Raw genomic sequence first — 18,742 nt, forward strand, 5'->3', positions numbered from 1 at the left:
GAGGTGCGAAAATCGTAAAGGGCGGCAATGAAAATGCCGCCTTTTTGCTTTACGTGTAGTGTAAATATGGTGTAGTGTTTTACAGAAATTGAAATCTGAAAACGAGCGAAAGCGGCCTGTAATCCTTGTCTTTTACATTTTTGACCATATTTTCAATAATTGGCGAGTGCTTTACATAATTGGCACGATTTTTGCAAATAAAGAGCGCAAAAAGCAAGAAAAGGACTTTTATGAACGCTCAAGCTCTTTACGACCCGATGAACGAACACGACGCCTGCGGTGTCGGCCTGGTCGCCAATATTAATAATGTTGCCTCGCACCAGATAGTGCTGCAGGGCATTACTGTTTTGAAAAGGCTCATGCACCGCGGTGCAGCAGGTGGAGACCCGGAAACCGGCGACGGTGCGGGTCTTTTGCTTTCTATGCCGCACAAGTTCTTCCGCAAGGTGAACGCGAACCTGCCGGAACGCTATGGCGTGGCGATGTTCTTTGTGGACAATACGCTCGAGGCTACTGCCTTTGACGCGAAGATCAAGGAGATTGCCGCTGCCGAGGGCATGCCGGTGCTGAACTTCCGCGAGGTTCCTGTGAATGCCGACAAGATCGGTCGCACGGCCCGCGAAACCCTGCCGCATATCCGCCAGGCGTTCTTCGACGGTTCCGCTTTCGAATCCGACAGTGCGTTCGATATCAAGCTCTATGTGGCTCGCCGCCTGATGGAAAAGGCCTGCAAGGGCTTGTATGTTTGTAGCTGCAGCCGCCGTAGCATCGTGTACAAGGGCCTGTTGCTTGCAAGCCAAATCGAGGGCTTCTACAAGGACCTGAACGATCTCGATTTCGAGACTCCGATTGCGCTTGTCCACCAGCGCTACTCCACGAATACTTTCCCGACTTGGCCGCTGGCGCACCCGTTCCGCTACCTCGCTCACAACGGCGAAATCAACACCCTGCGCGGTAACCTCAACAGCCTGCGTGCCCGCGAGCCGCACCTGAAGAGCGAGATTATCGGTGACGACCTGCAGAAGCTTCTCCCGCTCGTTCCGGCGGGCCAGAGCGACTCGGCCAGCCTTGACAACATGTTTGAGCTTCTCGTCGCAGCGGGTCGTAGCCTCCCGCATGCGATGATGATGCTCATGCCTCAGGCCTGGGGCAAAAAGCATTACCTGGGCCGCGATGTGCGCGGTTTCTTCGAATACGAATCCATGCTTATGGAACCGTGGGATGGCCCTGCCGCCGTCGCGTTTAGTGATGGCGTGAACGCGGGTGCGATTCTCGACCGCAACGGCCTCCGTCCGGCACGTTACACTTTGTGTAAAGATGGCCTCTTTGTGATGGCCTCCGAGACGGGCGTTCTCGACCTCCGCGATGACGAAGTGGAAGAAAAGGGCCGCCTGAAACCCGGTGAAATCATCTACCTCGACCTCGAAAACCACAGGATTTTGAAGAACGCCGAAATGAAGGCTCAGGTGGCGAGAGCCAAGCCTTACCGCCGTTGGGTTGCCGAGAACAAGATGAGCGTCCGCGGGCTCTTCAGCGAGATCAACCCGTCCGACGTTCCGGAAGATATTTTGGTGCAGCAGAAGCGCTTCGGCTACTCGGCAGAAGACCTGAGCATCATTCTGCAGCCGATGGCGAAGAACGGTGCAGAACCTATCGGCTCCATGGGTAACGATGCCGCGCTCGCCGTGCTTTCGGACAAGCCGCAGCCGCTGTTCAACTACTTCAAGCAGCTGTTTGCGCAGGTCACTAACCCGCCGATTGACCCGATCCGCGAAGAGCTCGTGATGAGCCTTACGACCTACATCGGTAACCACGGCAACATTCTGGAAGAAACTCCGGAGCAGGCGCACCTCATCAAGATTCCGCGCCCGATCGTGACCGAAGACGAAATCCGCCGCTTTGAAAATATCGGCGACAAGGCGTTCAAGGCGAAGGTGCTCAAGATGCAGTTCCCGTTGGGCGGTGACGGTTCCGTGCTGGAAGCGGCCTTGCAGAACTTGGCCGGCGATGCCGTGCGCGCCGTGCAGGACAACTACGACATCATCGTGCTTTCGGATAAAAACATCGACTGGGGCTACGTGCCCATGCCTTCGCTTTTGGCAACGGCTTGCGTGAACCGCGCCCTGGTGGAAGCGGGCGTTCGCCCCGAAATCGGCTTGATTGTGCAGAGCGGTGAAGTCCGCGAAGTGATGCACTTTGCGCTCTTGCTCGGTTACGGAGCGACGGTCATCAACCCGTATCTCGCATTCGAGAGCATCACCAATATGTGCCACAACGGCGACCTGGATGTGGACCCGGTGACGGCTGCCGCGAACTACGTGAAGGCTGTGGACAAGGGCCTGTTGAAGATTATGTCGAAGATGGGTATCTCCACGCTCCGCAGCTACCGCAGCGCCCAGATTTTCGAAGCCGTGGGACTGAATCACGAACTCATCGAGAAGTTCCTGCCGGGTACGGCAAGCCGTATCGAAGGTATCGGCCTCGAAGAGATTGCCCGCGAAGTGGGCGAACGTCAGAAGATTGCATTTGCCGATGCAAGCAAGGTTTTGCAGTCGGGTGGCCAGTATGCATTCCGCAAGGAAGGCGAGAAGCACCTGTGGACTCCGCAGTCGCTTGCCGCATTCCGCCAGGCAGTGCAGGGTGGCGACTACGAGAAGTTCAAGGTCTACAGCAAACTCATCAACGACCAGTCTGAACGTCAGGCAACTTTGCGCGGTCTCTTCAAGTTCAAGAAGGCGACCCCGATTGACATTAGCGAAGTCGAATCTCGCGAATCCATTATCCATCACTTTGTGGCGGGCGCGATGAGTCTTGGCTCCTTGAGCCCGGAAGCCCACGAGACGATTGCCATTGCGATGAACCGCATCGGTGCCATGAGCAACTGCGGCGAAGGTGGTGAAGACCCCGACCGCGATACTCCGGCACCGAACGGCGATATCCGCAGTTCTGCGATTCGCCAGGTTGCCTCGGGCCGCTTTGGCGTGACGATTGACTACCTGCGCCATGCGAAGGATTTGCAGATTAAGATGGCCCAGGGCGCAAAGCCCGGTGAAGGTGGCCAGTTGCCGGCTCACAAGGTGAACGAGTTCGTGGCGCGTATCCGTCACTCCATCCCGAACGTGTCGCTGATTTCTCCGCCGCCGCACCATGATATTTACTCCATCGAAGACCTGGCGCAGTTGATTTACGACTTGCGCAACGCCAACCCGAAGGCCCGTGTTTCAGTGAAGCTCGTGTCCGAAGTGGGCGTGGGTACGATTGCCGCGGGTGTGGCGAAGGCTCATGCCGACGTGGTTCTGATTTCCGGTCACGATGGCGGTACGGGTGCATCTCCGCTCACATCCATCAAGCATGCCGGCCTCCCGTGGGAACTCGGTATTGCCGAAGCGGAACAGACGCTCGTGCTTAACGACTTGCGCGGCCGCATCAAACTCCAGGTCGATGGCCAGCTCAAGACGGGCCGTGACGTGGTGGTGGCCGCCCTCCTCGGTGCCGAAGAATTCGGATTTGCCACGAACCTTCTCGTAAGCCTTGGCTGCGTGATGGATCGCAAGTGCCATACCAACAAGTGCCCCATGGGTATCGCCACGCAGGATGCGGATTACCGCAAGCGCTTTGCGGGCAAGCCCGAATACGTGGAAAACTTCCTTTACTTCATTGCCGATGAAGTCCGCGAAATTCTTGCAAGCCTTGGCCTGCGCTCGTTGGCAGAAGCCTGCGGCCGCAGCGACCTCCTGGAACGCGACGAGGCGATTGCCTTCTACAAGGCTCACAACCTCGACTTCTCCAAGATTTTCGAAACCGTCAATGGCGGCATCAAGTCCTTCGATAAGAACTTTGTGAAGGAACCGCTTGAAAACTTCGACCGTCGTGAACTCCTGCCGTTCGTGGCCGACACGCTCAAGAGCGGCAAGGCTGTGGAACTCTGCACGGTGGTACACAACGTCGACCGTACGGTCGGTACGGAACTTTCCGGCGAGGTGGACGAACACTTCGGCGTGAAGGGCCTCCCCGAAGATACCATCAAGGTTCATCTTCAGGGTGTCGCGGGCCAGAGCTTCGGAGCATTCCTCGCTCCGGGTATTACGCTCGACCTCGAGGGCGAAGCGAACGACTTTATGGGCAAGGGCCTCTCGGGCGGTAAGATTATCGTGCGCCCGCCTAGCAATGCAAGCTTCAAGGCCGAAGACAACGTGATTGCAGGTAACGTCATCGGTTACGGTGGAACCTCGGGCAAGATCTTCATCAACGGTCTCGCCGGCGAACGCTTCGGTATCCGTAACTCGGGTATGCTCCTGGTGAGCGAAGGCGTGGGTGATCACGGCTGTGAATACATGACCGGCGGTAGGGTAGTGGTGCTCGGCCGCGTGGGCGTGAACTTCGCCGCAGGTATGACGGGTGGCTTTGCCTACGTGTACGACGAGACGGGTCACTTTGACCTGAGCTGCAACGTGGATTCTGCCGACCTTGAAAGCGTGCTTCCGGGTACCGAGAGCGAAAGCGAACTTCTCGATATCATCAACCAGCACGTTCAGGCGACGGGTAGCGAGAAGGGCAAGCGCATTCTCGAGAACTGGAATAGCGAACGTCCGAAGTTCGTGAAGATATTCCCGGTGGATTACAGGAACGCTCTTTTGAAGGCCCAGAAGGCATAGGGATTTGAGGTTAATATGCAGGAAATCAACCGAATCGCAGACATCTACCGCCCTGTCGAAGAGCGTGTCAAGGACAACAACGAAGTCGAGCGCAAGCTCACCTCGATCGAGGTCATCAATCAGGCGAGCCGCTGTCACACCTGCGGAATCCCGTTCTGCCATGGTGCGGGTTGCCCGCTCGGAAACCTCGTTCCCGAATTCAATGCGGCCATTGCTGCCGGGAATGCGGAACGCGCTTACGATATCATCAGCAAGACGGCGTTCTTCCCGGAGTTTACGGGCCGCGTTTGCCCGGCGCTCTGCGAATCCGCCTGTACCGGCAATGTGCATAACGACCCGGTGATGGTGCGCCAGATCGAAAAGTTCATCATCGAGACCGCCTTCGAGGAAGGTCGCGTGGTGTTGCCGACGGCTGAACCCAACGGCAAGTCTGCCGCTGTCATCGGTTCCGGTCCTTCGGGCCTGTTCGCAGCCGAGGCATTGCGCCGCAAGGGCTATGCCGTCACGGTCTTCGAAAAGCAACCGAAGGCGGGTGGCCTGCTGCGCTACGGCATTCCGAACTGGAAACTCGACAAGTCCATTATCGACCGGCGTATCGCCTTGCTCGAAGCTGCCGGCATCAAGTTTGTCTACAATACCGAAATCGGCAAGGACGTTGCCGCGGAATACATCCATAAGAATTTTGACGAAGTGTTCCTCGCCATCGGTACGCCGAACGCACGTGACCTGAAAATCCCGGGCCGCGAAGCCGAAGGAATCTTCCTTGCTCTCGACTTCTTGCATGGTGCCGAAAAGCCGGGTGAAACCAATCCCGAAAAGTTCAGCGCGAAGGGCCGCAAGGTCTTGGTGATTGGCGGTGGCGACACGGGTAACGACTGTGTGGGTAAAGCCATCCGTGAAGGATGCGAAAGCGTGCTTCAGGTGGAATTCATGCCCAAGCCGCCCGAGGAACGTTCCCCGTCTACGCCGTGGCCCGACTGGCCGTATATGCTGCGCACCAGTTATGCCCAGCACGAAGGCGGTGAACGCCGCTGGAATGTTTCTTCCAAGCAGTTCATTGTGAAAGACGGCCGCGTGGCTGGCGTGGAAGCGGTTCGCGTGGAATGGGAAATGTCCCCGCAGGGTCGTCCGCTCAAGCCGAACGAAGTCCCGAATTCTACCGAAGTCATCGACACCGACCTGGTGGTGCTCGCCATGGGATTCACCGGCGTGCCTGCCGAAGGTATCGTGAACGACCTTGGTCTGCAACTCACTCCGCGTACGGCGATTATCGCTGATCCGGCCCGACACATCCATGCGGTGGGCGACTGTGCGAACGGCGCCTCCCTCGTGGTGCGTGCCATGGCCGACGCGAAGGCGAAAGTCGCGGCGCTGAAGTAACTCTTTGGAGCTGCCCGCGGAACTATGTTCGGATTTTACCGTTTCGCATGCGTTTCTCCGGTGTTGAAGGTGGCCGATACCGCCTACAATACCGAGGAAATTATCAGAAGCGCGAAAATTGCTGCCTCTAACGGGGCGGCTTTTGTCGTTTTCCCGGAACTCTGCATTACGGGTTATACCTGCAGCGACTTGTTCCATCAGGAACTGCTTTTGCAGAACAGTACGCGCAGCTTGTTGAAAATTGCGGAAGCCTTGAAAGATAGCGACGCCGTGATTGCGGTTGGCCTGCCTTTGCGTATATTTGGCCGGCTGTATAACTGCGCCGCCTTCGTGCAGCGCGGCAAGGTGATTGCGGTAACGCCCAAGATACACTTGCCGAACCAGCGCGAGTTCTACGAGAAACGGCATTTTTCCAGCGGGCGCGATTTACTGCGTGGCAATGCGGGTAATGGCTGCGCGCCTCTCCGTTGCTTTATCGAGGGCGCGGGCGAGGTGCCTATCACGAATTTTATTACTGTGAAGGGCTGCGCATCTTGTAATTCGGGTTCCGAAGTTCGCGTGGGCGTGGAACTTTGCGAAGACTTGTGGACTCCTGCGCCACCTAGCGGGGAACTTGCCCTTGCTGGCGCGAACGTTATCGTGAATCTCTCTGCAAGCGATGCGCTGGTAGGCAAGCGCGATTATCGCAGAAACTTGGTGATGAACCAGTCGGCGCGTTGCATGGCGGCCTACGTGTATGCTTCTGCCGGAGTGCACGAATCTACGACGGATATGGTTTTTAGCGGCCACTTGATGATTGCGGAGAACGGGAGCATGCTTGCCGAAAGCAAGCCGTTCTCGCGCGAAACTGAAATTGTCTATGCTGACGTGGACGTGGAACGCCTGAATATGCAGCGTCTGAGCGAAGGTTCGTTCCAGGATTTTGACAGCCGTGCCATTATTGCGCGTGCGGCGACTCTTGACTGCCTGCGTGGTTGCGATATGCTCCAGTACCGCTATGTTTCGCCGACGCCCTTTGTGCCGGGGAATACGGAAACCCGCGATACATCTTGCACCGAGATTTTTAACATACAGTGTGCAGGGCTTGCTAAGCGCCTGGAGGCGACCCGCAGCAAGCGTGCTGTAATTGGCCTGAGCGGCGGGCTTGATTCTACGCTTGCGCTTCTTGTGGTTGCGGAAACGTTCAAGCTGTTGAACCGCCCTGCAAAAGAAATTCTCGCGCTCACGATGCCCGGATTCGGCACGACCAAGCGCACCAAGAACAATGCGGTTGAACTTGCGAAACTCCTGGGCGTGGAACTGCGCACTGTCGATATCCAGAAGGCCTGCCTCCAGCATTTTAACGACATCGGACACGACCCGCAAAAACTCGACGTTACCTACGAGAACGTGCAGGCCCGCGAGCGCACGCAAATCCTGATGGACATCGCGAACAGCGAAGGCGGAATCGTCATCGGTACGGGCGACCTCTCCGAAATTGCGCTTGGCTGGAGCACCTACAATGCCGATCACATGTCCATGTATGCGGTGAACTGCGACATACCCAAGACGCTCGTGCGCCATATCGTAAGCTGGTATGCCGACCGGTCCGCCGCCCTCGCCGCCGTTCTCAAAGACATTCTCGATACGCCCGTCTCTCCGGAACTTCTGCCCGCCGATTCAAGCGGCCAGATTGCGCAAAAGACAGAAAGCATTCTCGGCGCCTACGAGATTCACGACTTCTTTCTGTATCATTTCGCGAAATACGGCGCCACTCCCGAAAAACTGCGCTACCTCGCGAAATACGCCTTCAAGGGCCTGCATATCGACGAAGAAATCGACAAGGCGCTCGCCGTCTTTATCAGGCGATTCTTTACGCAGCAATTCAAGCGCAGCTGTATTCCCGACGGTCCAAAAGTCGGTACCATCTCTCTATCGCCCCGTGCCGACTGGCGTATGCCCAGCGACGCAAGTTTTGGGGACTGGTTCAAAGAAGTTTAATCGTAAAAAAATGTAAGTGTTTTCGCCTCCATATCGAGGCTTTTTTATTTTAATCTAAAATTGAGAAAACCCCGAGACGTTTGTCCCGGGGCTTCTATCATTGTGTGAGGAGTATGTGGATTATGGATAAACCGATTACATGTTGCTGAAGATTTGGAATCCGCTGTAGGATTCTTGTCCGTGTTCGCTTTGGTCGAGGCCGCGGAGTTCTTGCCTTTCCGTGACACGCAGGCCCATTGTCTTCTTGATGACGAAGAAGATCAGGCTAGCTGCACCGAAGCAGGGCAGGGCGTAGGCGGCAACACCGATGAGCTGAGTGAGCACGCTGTAGTTGCCCGTCATGTCGAAGATGCCCACAGCGATTGTGCCCCACACACCGTTCACCAGGTGAACAGAGAGTGCACCGACCGGGTCGTCCAAGTGAAGGCGGTCGAACATGAACACTGCACCGACTACGAGTACGCCAGCGATGGCACCGATAATCCAGGAGGAGAGCGGAGTAACCACGTCTGCACCGGCAGTGATTGCCACGAGGCCGGCAAGGCATCCGTTGAGGGCCATGGTGGCGTCGGGCTTCTTCGAGACAATCCAGCTCGTGAGCGTTGCGGTAATGATGCCTGCGACAGCGGCGAGGTTTGTGGTCACGAGAATCCAGCTAGTAGCCTTCGGGTCACCGCTGAGGGCGGAACCGGCGTTGAATCCCCACCAACCGAACCACAGCATGAATACACCGATGGTTGCAAGCGGGATGTTGTGTGCCGGAATGGCGTGTACCTTGCCGTTCACGTACTTGCCGATACGCGGTCCGAGGATCATCACGCCGGCAAGCGCTGCCCAGCCGCCCACGGAGTGCACGAGGGTAGAACCGGCGAGGTCATGGAAGCCAGCCTTGCCGATGGTGCTAAGCCAGCCGCCGCCCCATGTCCAGCTACCCACAATCGGGTAGACGAGAGCTACGTAGACAATGGTGAATACGAGGAAGGAATTGAGCTTTACGCGTTCGGCTACGGCACCGGACACGATTGTCGCGGCTGTGGCGGCGAACATGGCCTGGAAAAGCCAGTCGGCAAACAGCGTAAAGTGGCCGTTGTAGGCAGAGGTGAAGCTTGCCGGGTTGGCCCAGTCGCCAATGCCGAAGCCTGCGAAACCGAGAATCCCGTTGAAGGTGCCCGGATACATGAGGCCAAAGCCGAGCAAGGCGTACATCGTGATACCGATGGCGGGGACCGCGATGTTCTTGAAGGCAACGTTGGCGGCGCACTTCGCACGCACGAGACCCGCTTCAACGCAGGCGAATCCAAGACCCATGATGAACACCAGCATGGCGCTAATCATGATCCAGATGTTTTCTGTCATAAAGATGGCGTCGCTGACAGGTACGACTTGTGTAACTTCGTTCATTGTTTAAATCCTTTGTGTTTGAATCCCTTGTGTTTAACCAATCGCATCCGATCCCGTTTCGCCGGTGCGGATTCTAATGCACTGTTCCAGGCTCGTGACGAAAATCTTTCCGTCGCCGATTTCGCCTGTGCGTGCGCCCGCGATAATCGCGTCGATGCAGGGCTGCACAAAGTCGTCGTTCACCGCGATCTTTAAGCAAATCTTCTTGAGCAAATTCACTTCGGTAACGACACCACGGAAGCGTTGGTTATAACCCTTCTGCTGGCCGCAACCTAGAACGTTAGTGACAGACATCTTGAAAATGTTTTTCTCGTAAAGGGCTTGCTTTACAAGGTTTAGTCTTTCGGGTTGGATATAAGCTGTAACGAGCTTCATGTTCCTATCCTTTGGTTGAGGTTATCTTGTTACGCCACACCCTATGCAAAAGCCATGCCAAAATTTTTGAAATCGTTGAAATCCTGCGAAAAACAATGAAAATTGCAAATAGTTTCTTGTTTTTTGTATAACGCGACGAGGACTCTGGTTTGGAGACTTTTACGTTTCTTATTCGCGTAATGGAAAAAATTCATAAAATGTAAAAGTCGTTTTTTGCGCTGAGAAATTTTTTAGTATAGGTGCAAGAGTTGAGCAAATCTGCCGTAGGGTTTTTCACTTTTTTGCAGAAAAATTTTCTTCTTTTTGTGCATTGTTGAACGAGAATTTCGTTGCTATATTTTTCCGCGTTCCGCTTCCCTGCTTGCATCCGTACGGATGGGCTGTGACCTTCGAGGTAGGGGAGGCTTAAAATTCAAAGAGGCGATATGCTCGAAGAATTGCATGAAGAATGCGGCGTTATCGGAATCTATAACGGAGATAACGTTGTTCGTAATGTCACCATGGGTCTCTACGCACTTCAGCACCGCGGTCAGGAAAGCGCTGGCTTCGCGGTAACGGATGGCGAAAAAGTCCGCGTCCGTAAATCCATGGGTCTGGTTTCCACGCTTTTAAGAGAACACAACGTCGATGAACTGCAGGGCTTTGCGGGCATCGGACATGTGCGCTACAGCACCACAGGTGCAAGCACTCTTGCGAATGCTCAGCCGATCCTCGTGAGTTGCAAGTGGGGGCAGCTTGCCGTTGTGCATAACGGCAACATCACCAACGCGAACGAACTCCGCGCCGAGATGGAAGCCGATGGTCACATTTTCCAGACGACGTCTGATTCCGAAATCTTGCTACACGAAATCGCGCGCACTCATGCAGATACTTTGGGCGAAGCCATCAAGAAGGCGATAATGAAATTTACCGGGAGCTTTTGCCTGGTGTTCATCAGCAAGGATACGATGTATGTCGCGCGCGACGGATTCGGATTCCGCCCGCTTTCTATTGCCCGCATGGGGAAGGCCTGGTGTGTTGCAAGCGAAACCTGTGCGTTCGACCTGCTTGGCGCGAACTACGTGCGCGATATCCAGCCGGGAGAATTCCTCACCATCACGAATAACGGTTTGCATTCCGAGCGCTTCACGCACAAGGAACGGCAGGCCCATTGCATTTTCGAATACATCTACTTCAGTCGCCCGGATTCTGTAATCTTTGAACAGAGTTGCGACAAGGTGCGCCGCAAGATGGGCAAGCAGCTTGCGAAGGAATGCCCCGTCGATGCTGACATCGTTATTTCGGTGCCCGACAGCGCGACTACGGCGGCACTCGGCTATTCGCAGGCGAGCGGCATCCGTTTTGAGATCGGCCTGCTGCGTAACCATTATGTGGGTCGCACCTTCATTGACCCCACGCAGAACGTACGCGAACAGAAAGTGAAACTCAAGTTCAACCCCATCGTTGGCGTGCTCAAGAACAAGCGCGTGTGTGTCGTCGAGGATTCCATCGTTCGCGGGACAACGCTGAAGATCCTGTCCAGGATGCTCCGTGACGCAGGTGCCCTAGAAGTTCATATCCGTATCGCTTCGCCTCCGGTAGCGCATCCGTGTTTCTTCGGGATGGATTTCCCGAGTCAGGGTGAACTTGCCGCAAGTTCCATGACCCCTGAAGAGATTGCCAAGATGCTGGGAGTCGAGAGTCTCGGTTACCTGAGCGTGGAGGGCATGAAGGAATGCACCGGTGAGGGCGAACATTACTGCGCCGCCTGCTTCGACAACGATTATCCTGATTATATCGGCAGTGACTACCACAAGACCCGCTGCGGTTAAGTTCTAGCCCACCCTTCGGGGTGGGCTTTTTTATGCGTTTTTTGGCGTGAAAAATCACGCAATTATTCCCTTTTGCAATATTCTAGTGTATATTATCAACTTGTTTTGCCACAATTGTATCATGGCAAAAATGCTGAAATTGAAGAAATTTGGCCAAAAGTGCTTAAATTTTACAAAAAATTTGAATTTTGTATCATGAAACTATTGCGTTTCGAAAAAAAAGAGTATATATTCAGTATTGTATGAAACGTGTGATGGAATACCAGAATTTTCGCATCTATGTGCGTGACTTCTATACGGAGCGTAAGCGTAGTTCCGGTTTCACCTGGCGTGATTTTGCCAAGGCTGCCGGGTATTCCTCTCCGGTGTTTCTCAAGTTGGTCTGTGACGACAAGGCTAATTTGAGTGATGTGGGTATCGAACGTGTGGCCAATGCAATGGGCCTCACCGGTGCCGACCTTCAGTATTTCCGCGTGCTGGTGAATTTCAACCAGGAAAAGGATTCCGCGAAGAAGAAGGAACTCTTCAAGGAACTCCGGGCCATCGCCAAGGATAACGAGATGACTCTCGTGGGCGAGGACCAGTACGATTATTACGAATCGTGGATTAACCCTGTGTTGCGCGAATTGGTGCCGCAGGTTCCCGATGCCACACCGGCCCAGATGGCCGACATGCTCGCGTTCGATACGCAGGCAGCTGAAGTGAAGAAGGCGCTCAAGCTCCTGCAGAAGGTGGGGTTACTGGACAAGGATTCCGAAGGCCGTTACGAGCAGTCCTCCAAGGCCATTACCACCGGCAATATCGAAGTGGCGAGCCTTTCTGTGCGTGAGATGCATCGCCAAATGGGGCAACTCGCCGTGCGCTCCCTGGACGAAGTCCCCGTGAATGAGCGCGATGTCTCGGGCCTTACGATTGGTGTTTCTGAAGATGCATACTACCGTATAACGAAGGAAATTGAAGATTTCCGCCGTCGCATTGCATCTATTGTCATGCAGGATACGGATGAAGATCGCGTTTACCGCCTGAACGTCCAGCTTTTCCCGCTGACAAAGAAGATTAAGAAGGGGGAGAAGAATGTTTAACTTCAAGCACATATCCTTGTGTGCAGCAGGGCTAGCGTTCGGCCTCGCCGGTTTGCATTTTGTGGCTTGTACAACCGAAGTTGCGAACGGTGTTAGCGAGGAGACGAATACTGTTGCGGGAATCCTGATGGACGGCTCCGGAAAGGCTGTCGCCGGAGTCCCGGTTTGTGCCCGTCATTTCATGTTCGATACGATCTCGGTAGTTGATACGACAGATTCCGATGGCAAGTTTGGGCTTGCGATTAGCCGCCAGGGACAGTACGGCTTGAGCGCTAGCAAGGATAAGTTTGCCTATTACGGTACTATTAACTACGACGGTTCTGAGGTGAACGTCTCTGCGACGCTCGAAAAGACGGGGAAGGTGGAAGGCGAAATTTACCTGCGTCAGGATACCGCTGCTGCGGGTGTCAAGGTCTACATTCCGGGTTCCCCGTGGGAAACGGAAACCGACAAGGATGGCGCCTTTACCCTCAAGAACGTTCCTGTCGGAGTCCTGCCGCTACTTGCGAAGTCTCCGGACCCGATTCACTTTGTTGATGCTGTCTATGTCGTGAGTGTTTCGCAGAAGTCTACCAGTTTCCGCGGGCCCATACCTACGGGCATGTTTGAATACTTCGCGCAGTCTACCGTCGAGGAAGAACCGGTTGACGATATCGTGAATAACATTGATGCGGTCGGTTCTGCAGAACTGCTGTTCCCGCTTTCTCCGGAATACGGGCTCAGAAGCTGGTGGCCGATGGACTACCTCGCCGATGCCGGAAAGGACACGAAGAAGGTGAACGATGCGCGTGGCGGTACCGATGGTATTCTGCTCTATGGCGTGGATTCGCTCGAGGAAGGGGCTACGGAGAAGGCGCTTGCGCTCTATGGTAGCGACCAGTTCGGTGTTATCGAGGGCGAACGCAGCATTCTCGACAGTGCGAAGGCATTGACGCTCGAAGCCTGGATCCGCCTGGAAAAACCGAGTTCGAAGAACTACCGCATGAACCTTATCGGCAAGCTCGGTTTCGGCTCCAGCGAAGACAAGGACGTATTCAGCCTGGCTCTCGTGCAGGGCGAATGCGGCCGCAAGAATGTTTCGCTCGGGTTCTTTATCGCGGACGGCTCCAGCAATTCGCTTGATTGCGAAGATGCTGCCTTCGTGGATTACAAGCTCTTTGATGAATGGGTGTATGTGACAGCGGTATGGGATGGGAATACTTCTGCGTTATACGTTAATGGGGTAAAGGTGGCCGACAAGGCTGTCTCGGTAACGCAGATAGGTGTTTCTTCCGAGCCGATATTCTTCGGCAAGGAATCCGTAAATCTCAAACTAGACGATGTTCGGTTGAGTACTTCGGCCATAGGAGAATCCGATGTGCTCTACCGTTACTATCTCAAGGGAGGTGCCATATGATCGACAACGAAAACAACCTCGACATCGCTCGCTTCGAAGTCAACCAGAGCGGTCGTATTCTTTCGGGAAACAAGCGGTTCTGCCGCATGTTCGGGTTCTCCGAATCCGAAGTCGTGTGGCATTACATTACCGATTGCTACCGTTATCACGGCGACTGGGAAACCTTCAGCAGCTGTGACAACCTTTCGCAGACGAAGTTCATCTTCCGCATGCGCAACCGTAAGGGCCGTAGTTTCAAGTGCTGCCTCTCGCGTGAAGTTGTGCAGGACGAAAATGGCAGGGTGACCTTCCGCAATACCGTGAGCCGCCTCGGCGAACCCGTGCTTGCCAAGGAAGTCCCGCATGTCGAAGAGAGCCGTTCCGTGGTGTTCATCAACAAGTGTGCCCACTGTGGGGAACAGGTTCGCGTAAATTCGCTTGCCGAAACCCGCATGCGCGTGCTTTGCGATGCCTGTGCCGCGAAGGCTTACCCGGAAGCGTTCAACCTCGCTGCGGCTCAGGTGTAGTTAGATTTCTCGCTCTTCTAGAGCGATTTGGAGGGGAAAAAAACAAATGCCCTGTAATATGGGCATTTGTTTTTCATATTTCATGAAAGGGCGTTATTTCACCGTAATCATCGGGCTCGTTTCGCTCAGTAGGTAGTCCCATTCCTCGCGAATCTTGTTGTATTCGCTCGGGTCGGCGTACAGCGCGAACGTCGTCCAGTTGATGGAGGCCTGGGCCCCTGCGCTTACGCCCTTCTCGAAGCTCACGTAGTCCACGTCGCGGGCGAGTGCCTTCGGGCCGACAACATTCACGCTCTTCCCGTCAGCCGCCTTCACGGTGAGGCTGTAGTGGAACTGCGTCTCGTGCGGCATGCGGATGGGGTGGTGGCGCTTTGCGACCTTGGGCATCTTGAAGAGGCTGCGCTCCCAAACGTTGGGGAACCGCCCCTTCATTTCGCCGCCCTGCCCGAAGTACGCCTTGGACCCGTAGGTGGTAACGAGAACGAGAGGCTTGTTGAAGTCGCCCAGGTTCTTGATTTCGACCTTCGAGATGTTTACATCCGGGATTCCCTGCGACATGAAGTCTTCCATCAGCTTTTCCTGCTCCTTGACTTCGCGACCGTAGAACTTGTTGCGAATCGCCGAAGCAAACTTGCCTTCGAGTGTTACGGAATCGCGGAATTCGCAGGTGCCGTCGTTCCCGATAAAGAGCCTGTGGTCAATCGCAATCTTGTGTTCCTGGTTGTCTTCGAGAATTGGCGTCTGCGTCACGCGGCTGTTCTCGCCGTCGATGATGAGGGCCACCTTGCCTTCCATGTCGAGCGGAACGGGGCGGTCGTTGCCCGTCTTGTCGGTCGCGTCAATCCACATTTCGCTTATGCGGTCCTGCTTGGGCACGTAGAGAATCATGTGGTTGAATTGCTGGATGGTCGGCAGCTGCGAGAAGCCTTCTTCGGTGAGATGGATGGCCGTGAGGTAACTCTTGACGCCGATGGTCGCGAGCATTTCCTTGAGGAGGAGCGCCATGTCTTTGCAGTCGCCGCGGCGTTCCTTTAGTGTCACTTCGGCAGTCTGCGGGATAAGGCTGTGCCCGCCGAATCGGATGTCGCGGTAGCGGATGTCATGGCGCACGAAGTTCGCGATGGCCTTCACGGCCTCGTTCCCGAGCTTGTTGCCTTTAACTTCGAACGCCTTCTCGCGCACGCTCACAGCCTGCTTGAACTGGTGCTTGATGAGGTTCTGGTAGTCTTCGCCGACTTCCTTCCACTGCTGCTTGCCGGTGAGCATCAGGCCTGCGCCAAAATCGCGGTACACGGGCATGTAGAGTTCCTTGCGCGTAACGACCGGGCTCTCGATTTTCCATTCGCGCCCGCCCTTGATGTTCTCGCGCTCGAGCGGTCCGTATTCCTCGGTGGTGAACGCGTTCGTGTCGGCGTACACGCGGAATATGGACTGGCCCACGGGAACGTCCTTGCTGCTCACGAAGTCGGTGTAGGGGATCATGCCCTTCGCCTCGATGGCGGTGCGGCTGAACTGCAGGTAGATGAAGTCGCCCGGTGCGAGTTCCGAGAGCGGAAAGTGCGCCATCTGGCTTTCGTTCTTGCCGCCGATTTCGGTTGCGTAGGTGATGTAGGCTCCGTTCAGGCTTGCCTTCTGTTTCAGGTTCCAGTTGCTGTCGTACACTTCAAGCGCGTTGAGGAATATGCGGTCGTAGCCCGGCAAAAAGTCGAATGTGAACTCGCGGTAGATGGCGGCACCGCGCACGTCGAGGATTTCCATGAGCATTTCTTCGCTCCTGCTCCACGGCTGGTTCTTTTCGGCCTTCAGGCATTCCTTGCGGTAGTGGACCACGGCGGGGAAGTCTCCTTCGACGGCTTCCTGCTTGGCCTTTGTGCTGAGGAGACTCTTGAGATTCGCGGTACGTTCTTCCACGGGTGTGATAGGTTTCTGCAACGTGCGGTTGTCGGCCTTGCCCAAGAATGCCTTCGTGGCACTTAGGTAACTCTTCGCGTCTTCGTTATCCGGCTTGAGCGAGAGCGCCTTGGTGAGGGCCTTTTCTGCCTCGCGGTAGTTGTGGCTGTAGAAGAGGATCTTGCCGTGCATGGTCCAGAGCTTGTAATCGTTCTTGTCCTTCAGGAGCGTCTCTTCGCTGATGGCGCGGGCTTCCTCGTAGCGGCCAAGGAATACGAGCGCGTCCATGAGCGTTTCGCCAAGGTCCTTGCTCATGCCGAACCTGCCGCGGATGCCGTAGAGGATTTCGACGGCTTCGGCGTACTGGTCGAGGCCCATGTAGGTCTTTGCGAGGTACACGCCCAGGCGGCTGCTCGGTTGCGTGTCGTAGAGGCGTTGCACCACAACAAGCGATTGGTGGCGCTGTCCGAGGCCCCAGAGGGCGTCGCTCAGGTTGATGACGTATTCGGGGTTGTTCGGTGTGAACTGGAGGGCCGCTTCCGCACATTCGCGGGCGTGGCTGTAGTCGAACAGGACTTCGTACATTTCGCCCAAAATAGAGAGAAGCTTGCCGTTCTTGCGTACGAGCGGCATCTGGCTTGTAAAGTAGGCGATGCCCGGGCCGTAAAGTTCCTTCATCTGGTAGATAAACCCGCAGTTCACGAGATAGAGCGGTTCTTCGGGGTCCATCTTGTTCGCGCGTTCAAAGTAGCTGAGCGCCACGAGCGGCTGGTCTTCCACAAGGCGGAGGATGCCCACCTGGTTCATCACGGCGGCGTTGAATTTGTTCTGCTTTTGGTCGTCCTTGATTTCGGGTACAGCTCCGGTCTTCAAACCTTCAATAGCGTTATCGATGGCCTTCGCATATTTCTTCTGCGTTGCGCCCTGCGTCCAGGCGGCAATCAAGATTCCGCGGCCGTTCTCGTAGAAGAACCTTCCCTTGTAGGCGAAATCGAAATTCCCGACCATGTGGGTGAGCGTGAATTCCTGGGCGTAGCGGTCGCCGACCTTCACGCGGCGCGCATCGAGGGTCTTGTTGTTCGGGTCTACGCCCAGGCGGGTGAGGAGCACCTTGAACATATCCTGCTGGTTAATCACGTCGGGCGGGAGGATGGCTCCATATACGAATAGCGAGACTTCCTCAGACTTGTCGGTGAGCACCAGGTCAGGGTCGTTGTTCTGCTTCGCGATGCCGTTCCAGAAGTGCCAAAGCGTGTCCTTCGTGCTCCAGGTGTAGCCGAGCGCTGCGGAAGTGTGGCTCTGGATGCGTTCCAGAGAGAGTTCCGGGCCCTGTTCTTCGGCGACTTCGTTCAGGGTAAATCCCTTGAAGAATTCCTTCCATTCCTTCTTTAGGGCGCCTTTTGCAGGCACGTTGTCGGTTGCCGCGAGCGTGAGGGTATAGACGCTGCTGCCGTTGCCGGTAACGAGGCCGCATGCCTCGTACGGGGTCTCGTAGCGCTTGCCCGCGATGTCGAAGAACGCGCCGGTCGTTCCGAACGCCTCTTCGGGATTGAGCTCGCTGAAGGTCGCCTTCTTGCCGCTCGCTTCCAGGCTCTGCATTTCCATCTGGGCGCGGTCCATCAGGTTCATCGGTTCGCCCTCGTCGAGCGCGACTTCGCGCAGCACCGCCCTGCGGCCGGTTGTCGCGTTGTAGAACTCGTAGGGTGCGCCGTCTTCGCCGCCGATCATCGTCCAGTCGCCGCCGGGGAATTTGAAGCTGAAGCCCGCGTTGCCTATTGTGCCGTCCGGGTTGCGAACCGCACTTGCGTTCGCACCCGAGCCCGTCGAAGCAACTTGGTCGCTGTAGTCGTAGTAGTTCTGCGCCGCCGAACTTTCGGATGGGCCCTGTTGCGGGTCAGCATCGGTCAGGGGCTGACCGTTGCCCGCACAAGATACAAGGAAAAACAGCCCGAACAGCGGGGCGCAAAGACTAGCAGTACGAATAAATTTTTCAAGCGTGGAGTTTCTCATGGAGACAAAGATACAAAAACGATTTTGCGAAACCACGCCTCGCTTAATCCCAAGTGGAATATGCCGTCTTGATTGTAAAAATATTTTTTAGATATTGCTGCCGAAAGGCGCCTCTTTCCCGGTATGGAACCCCGTCCGGTTACACGCCGAATTTTTTGTGATGTTATGTTTGGCGGATATTTGGAAATTTCGTTCGATTGTTAGCAGAGAGTTTTTGCCCAGGGGCGTATAAAAAGGTTGATTTTCTTTGTTATAT

The 18,742-nt window shown here is 55.4% G+C and carries 10 protein-coding genes; 7 read left to right on the plus strand and 3 right to left on the minus strand.

Annotated features, from left to right (window positions below; genetic code table 11):
• Positions 1–230 precede the first annotated feature (230 nt).
• Genes gltB through B7994_RS05185 form a run of 3 tightly spaced genes read left to right on the plus strand, consistent with a single transcriptional unit; the run spans position 231 to position 8,015 of the window.
• Positions 231–4,655: a glutamate synthase large subunit gene (gene gltB / locus B7994_RS05175; RefSeq protein WP_088637404.1), complete on the plus strand. Its 4,425-nt coding sequence runs from the start codon at positions 231–233 to the stop codon at positions 4,653–4,655.
• Positions 4,656–4,670: 15 nt separating this feature from the next.
• Positions 4,671–6,035 (plus strand): glutamate synthase subunit beta, encoded by a 1,365-nt coding sequence (locus tag B7994_RS05180; RefSeq protein ID WP_088637405.1) that lies wholly within the window; start codon positions 4,671–4,673, stop codon positions 6,033–6,035.
• A gap of 24 nt (positions 6,036–6,059) precedes the next feature.
• Positions 6,060–8,015, plus strand: a complete 1,956-nt coding sequence (locus B7994_RS05185; RefSeq protein ID WP_088637406.1) for an NAD(+) synthase — start codon at positions 6,060–6,062, stop codon at positions 8,013–8,015.
• 135 nt (positions 8,016–8,150) lie between these two features.
• On the opposite strand, the gene B7994_RS05190 is transcribed toward B7994_RS05185, so the two are convergent.
• Together B7994_RS05190 and B7994_RS05195 are read right to left on the minus strand one after the other, a co-directional pair.
• Entirely contained in the window at positions 8,151–9,416 is a 1,266-nt protein-coding gene (locus B7994_RS05190; protein ID WP_088637407.1) for an ammonium transporter, read from the minus strand.
• Between the two features lie 33 nt (positions 9,417–9,449).
• Entirely contained in the window at positions 9,450–9,791 is a 342-nt protein-coding gene (locus B7994_RS05195; protein ID WP_088637408.1) for a P-II family nitrogen regulator, read from the minus strand.
• Between the two features lie 425 nt (positions 9,792–10,216).
• On the opposite strand from B7994_RS05195, the gene purF reads away from it, so the two are divergent.
• From purF to B7994_RS05215, 4 genes are all read left to right on the plus strand, one after another.
• Positions 10,217–11,602 carry an amidophosphoribosyltransferase gene (purF, locus tag B7994_RS05200; protein ID WP_088637409.1) on the plus strand — a complete coding sequence of 462 codons (1,386 nt, stop codon included), beginning with the start codon at positions 10,217–10,219 and terminating at the stop codon, positions 11,600–11,602.
• A gap of 242 nt (positions 11,603–11,844) precedes the next feature.
• Positions 11,845–12,684 (plus strand): TIGR02147 family protein, encoded by an 840-nt coding sequence (locus B7994_RS05205; protein ID WP_088637410.1) that lies wholly within the window; start codon positions 11,845–11,847, stop codon positions 12,682–12,684.
• Positions 12,677–14,080, plus strand: a complete 1,404-nt coding sequence (locus tag B7994_RS05210) for a LamG-like jellyroll fold domain-containing protein (protein ID WP_088637411.1) — start codon at positions 12,677–12,679, stop codon at positions 14,078–14,080. The genes B7994_RS05205 and B7994_RS05210 overlap by 8 nt, the downstream gene beginning before the upstream one ends.
• Entirely contained in the window at positions 14,077–14,586 is a 510-nt protein-coding gene (locus B7994_RS05215; RefSeq protein WP_088637412.1) for a PAS domain-containing protein, read from the plus strand. The genes B7994_RS05210 and B7994_RS05215 overlap by 4 nt, the downstream gene beginning before the upstream one ends.
• A 93-nt stretch (positions 14,587–14,679) precedes the next feature.
• On the opposite strand, the gene B7994_RS05220 is transcribed toward B7994_RS05215, so the two are convergent.
• Positions 14,680–18,486, minus strand: coding sequence for a transglutaminase domain-containing protein (locus B7994_RS05220; RefSeq protein ID WP_088637413.1), 3,807 nt, complete (start codon positions 18,484–18,486; stop codon positions 14,680–14,682).
• Between the last annotated feature and the right edge of the window lie 256 nt (positions 18,487–18,742).

Origin of the sequence: Fibrobacter sp. UWR2, assembly GCF_002210285.1 — a bacterium.
Classification (GTDB): Bacteria; Fibrobacterota; Fibrobacteria; order Fibrobacterales; family Fibrobacteraceae; genus Fibrobacter.